The sequence below is a fragment of the bacterium genome (genome assembly GCA_027622355.1).
Taxonomy (GTDB): Bacteria; UBA8248; UBA8248; order UBA8248; family UBA8248; genus JAQBZT01.
The window spans coordinates 1-3,809 of the sequence record JAQBZT010000273.1 but is presented as its reverse complement, the minus strand read 5'-3'; the positions used below and the strand labels follow the sequence as shown (position 1 = coordinate 3,809).

The window sequence follows — 3,809 nt, the reverse complement described above, 5'->3', positions numbered from 1 at the left end:
GCTTTTTGCATCAGCCACATCGATTGGCTGGCGGGCCGGCGGCTGCCGATTGGCCGGATCGGACGCATCTGCCGGAAGGCGGGAGTGCTCCTCGCCGTGGACGGCGCCCAGTCCTGCGGCCAGATACCGGTGGACATCCGCCGCTCCTTCACTGACGTCTATACCCTCTCGGGCCAGAAGTGGCTGATGGGCCCCCAGGGGACCGGGGCGGTGTTCGTGCGCCAGGGGGGGCTGGGAAAATCCCTGAATGCCGCAAAGGCGGGCTATCACTCCGCCCGCAGGAAACGGCTCCAGTCCCTCCTCTTCGAGCCCTTCCCGGACGCCCGCCGCTTCGAGAGCAGTACCCTGAGCCCCGCCCTTGTCAGCGGGCTGAACGAAGCGGTTTCGATCTGGCGGGGGAGCGACCCGGCGGCGATCGAGAGGCGGATTCTCCAACTGGCGCAAAGGGCGCTTGATGGACTTTCCGGCATCCGCGGGGTGGCGTGCCTGACGCCGCCCGATCGGCCGGTGCAGTCGGGTCTGATCGGCTTCCGCGTCCGGGGGATGGACGCCGAAAGGGCAGCGGCGCTTCTTTTGAAAAAACACAAGGTCGTTCTTCGGGCGGTGGACGCCGAGCCGCCCGCCGTCCGTGCGTCGATCCACTATCTGAACACCGACAAGGAGATCGACCAGCTCATCCGCGCCGTCCACCGGCTCGCAACCCGAAAGTAGGAAAACAAAAAAAGCCGCGAGGCCGAAGCCCCGCGGCTTGAATTTGAAAACGGGAAACGGCTACTTCAGCGTCAGTTCCGCCTTCGCATCGGCGCCGCCCTTCACGGTGACCTTCATGGTCTGGGTGCCGAGGGTCTCGTGCCATACCTCAACGGTGTAGGAGCCGGCCGGAACGCCATCGAGCTTGAAGGAGCCGTCCGGGCCCGTCACCGCGTAGTAGGGATGATCCGCGGCCACGATGAAGCCGCTCATCCAGTCGTGCACGTCGCACTTGACGCTGACGATGCCCGGCTTGCTGAAGTAAGTCTTTTTCATCTTGAGCTTTTTCTTGAATTTCGGCTGGGCGAGGTTGGCGGTCTTATTGCCCGTTTTTCCGGGATAGGTGTGCACGTTGTGCAGGATACCGTCGCTGTTCTTGATGACGATCTGGGAGCCGGCCTGCATCACGGCAACATGGGGAAGGTAGACACAGCCGGCTTGATCGACTTCGGCGTTCGCCATTGATTTCGGGAATTCCTTGCCGGACTTGATGCCCTTGATAGAAACCACCGCCCACTGGAGGCCGCCGCCCTTGATGACCAAGGCCTCAGAGAAAATCGGCGACTTGGCGCATACCGCCTTGTCCTTGTTGGCCGAAAGCTTCTTGGGACTGACAGGCGCTCCGCCGTAGAGAATCTTGCCTGAGATAGAACCGCCGCCGCTCACCGCACCGCCCTTGTAGGCGGCAAAGGAGGGCGTCACGGCCAGCGACAAGATCAGGCCCAACCCAACCCCCAAAAATCTGCTTCGCATGCTTGCTCCTTTCGCTGAAATAAAAAACCTCGGTGTGAATCCTGAACAAGAATCATCCGGCAGGCACCATGTTACCACCTATCGCAATCACCGAAGGAATGCGCGACTGGCGGCAATTACAATTCCGATAATAAAGTCCCCTGAATGGATTAGAGTAGCCCCGGGATGAAGTCAATAGCCCTAAAGAACCATATGATATGTCCCGCATTTTCCGCTCTTCATGTTGGACGCGAGACATTGCCTCAGGTTCCCTTTTCCTGACATGAAGAGAATCCGAAAATAATTGTTTTTAATACCTTTGCACTCGACATCCTGGATGGAAAGTTTGTGGCCCAAACCAATCGCTTCCGGCTGCGGGGTCGCCCGGCCCCCCCGGCCTTTCATGCCGCCCTGCTGGCCATTCTCGCCATCCTGGCCGGCTGGCCGGCTTCCCCCGCACGCGCCCACCACACCAGCCGGATCGGATACGTCCTCCAACGGGTGGGGGAGGCAAGAGCCGGGGCGTTTCACATCGAATTGATCTCCACCCCTCCCCTCCTTCCCGCTTCCCGGAAGGGGAAAGAAACGCGCGCCGATCACAAGCGCCTTCCCGGCTTTACCCACCGCTTCCAGGCCATCGTGAAAACGGATGACGACAAATCCGTCTCCGGCCTCCAGGTCTCCATCCGCTTCACCCAGAACGCCTGGTCGCGGACATTTCCCCTGGCAGAAATTCACGGGAAGGGAGAAACCTCCTATGCCGGGAACCTCACCCTCGGCCCCAAGGGGCCCTACGCGGTCCGCGTGATTCTCCGGCCCGCCGCCGCCGCCCCGCTCTTCGCCGATTTTTCCTTCGAGCATGATTTTGAATCGGTCAAAGAAGTCATGCGGGAGATGGAAAAACTTCTCGCTGCCCTCGGAAAAGATATCTTCACGCTGGGGCTTGACGGTGAGATCCCCACTCCCGGGCGTATGGACGCCATCCGGGAAAAAATCGCGCGGCTGCGCGGAACAATCCCCTGGCTCAGCAATCTCCGCGAGGGCGCCGCACAAGAGCGTTTCGATGCCGAAGTGGATGCGCTTTTGGCGGTTGTGAAAAAGATGGAAGCCACCGCTCGGCGGGATGCGCTCGGGGAACTGGTCCCCCTCCTCTTCTCCACGCGTGCCGCCTGTGTGCGGTGCCATGGAATTTTCCAGGAGGCCGACGCCACCGGAAAGCTTCCAAAAATCCCGCCGGCCGGTAAAAAATAAGCCCGGCCGCCGGCCGCGTTTGCATGCGATGCGGTTTCGATTGAATATAGAAATGGCCCCGGGGGGCGTCCCCCGGGGCGGGCGTTTCAAGAGGATTCCCGACAACGCGGGTACAATGACATGAAGCAATACCCGGATTCCGCTCTGGTTCCCTCCACGCTGGAGGGGTGGGCGGTCCTCCACGAGATTTACAAGATGGACTGGGCCGCCTGGCGCGAGAGCGGCGTAAAAGAGCGCGAAAAAGCGCTCGCCGAAGCCGTCGGATACCTTCAGGCCAGCTCGAAGCCGGAAAAGGGTGAAAGCGCCCTTTTCAGCGTACTCGGGCATAAGGGCGACCTCCTGCTTCTGCACTTCCGGCCCACCTTTGATGCGTTGAACGAGGCCGAGATCGGCTTTCGCCGCCTCGCGTTTTTCCGCTACCTGGAGCCGACTACTTCCTATCTCTCTTTTCTGGAACTCGGCATGTATGAAATGACGCTCAAACTCCACGGCCAGTTGATTGGAGAGGGGCTCGAACCCGGCAGCGACGCCTGGAAAGCCCGCTGGGAGAAAGAGATGGCCCAGCAGCGCGAGCGGACCGAGGGACGCCTGTACATGGAAATCCCCGCCTCCCGCTACCTGTGCTTCTACCCCATGAGCAAACGGCGCGGCGAGGAGAAAAACTGGTACGCCCTTTCGATCGAAAAACGCCAGATGCTGATGCGCGATCACGGGATGGTCGGCCGAAAGTACGCCGGAAAGGTGCAGCAGATCATCACAGGGAGCATTGGCATCGACGATTGGGAATGGGGAGTCTACCTCTTTGCATCGGACCCGATCGTTTTCAAGGATCTCGTGTACGAAATGCGCTTTGATGAGGCCTCCGTCTGGTACGGCGAATTCGGCCCATTTTACAACAGTCTGCGCATCATGCCCGATCAGCTTCCCGTTCTTCTCTCCGGCAAGGTTCCCCCTCTTGGCGATTTCCACCCAGAATAAAGAAAGTCTATGGCCCAGATTCTGATCGCTGGATGCGGCTATCTCGGAGAGGCGCTTGCGGCGCGCCTGATCGGCGCCGGGCACGCCGTCTGGGCCCT

4 protein-coding genes are annotated in these 3,809 nt (G+C 60.5%); 3 read left to right on the top strand and 1 reads right to left on the bottom strand.

The features are described 5' to 3' along the window. A partial coding sequence (locus O2807_13230) for an aminotransferase class V-fold PLP-dependent enzyme (protein MDA1001463.1) occupies nucleotides 1-711 on the top strand: 711 nt, incomplete at its 5' end. A 60-nt stretch (nucleotides 712-771) separates the two neighbouring features. Here O2807_13230 and O2807_13225 read toward each other — a convergent pair. Then, nucleotides 772-1,503: a carboxypeptidase regulatory-like domain-containing protein gene (locus tag O2807_13225; GenBank protein MDA1001462.1), complete on the bottom strand. Its 732-nt coding sequence runs from the start codon at nucleotides 1,501-1,503 to the stop codon at nucleotides 772-774. Between the two features lie 327 nt (nucleotides 1,504-1,830). Here O2807_13225 and O2807_13220 point away from each other — a divergent pair, with 327 nt between their 5' ends. Together O2807_13220 and O2807_13215 are read left to right on the top strand one after the other, a co-directional pair. Next, complete coding sequence (locus tag O2807_13220) at nucleotides 1,831-2,733, top strand: hypothetical protein (GenBank protein ID MDA1001461.1); 903 nt, start codon at nucleotides 1,831-1,833, stop codon at nucleotides 2,731-2,733. Nucleotides 2,734-2,853: 120 nt separating this feature from the next. Further along, a complete protein-coding gene (locus tag O2807_13215; GenBank protein ID MDA1001460.1) occupies nucleotides 2,854-3,711 on the top strand; it encodes a heme-dependent peroxidase in 858 nt (285 codons plus the stop codon). Nucleotides 3,712-3,809 lie beyond the last annotated feature (98 nt).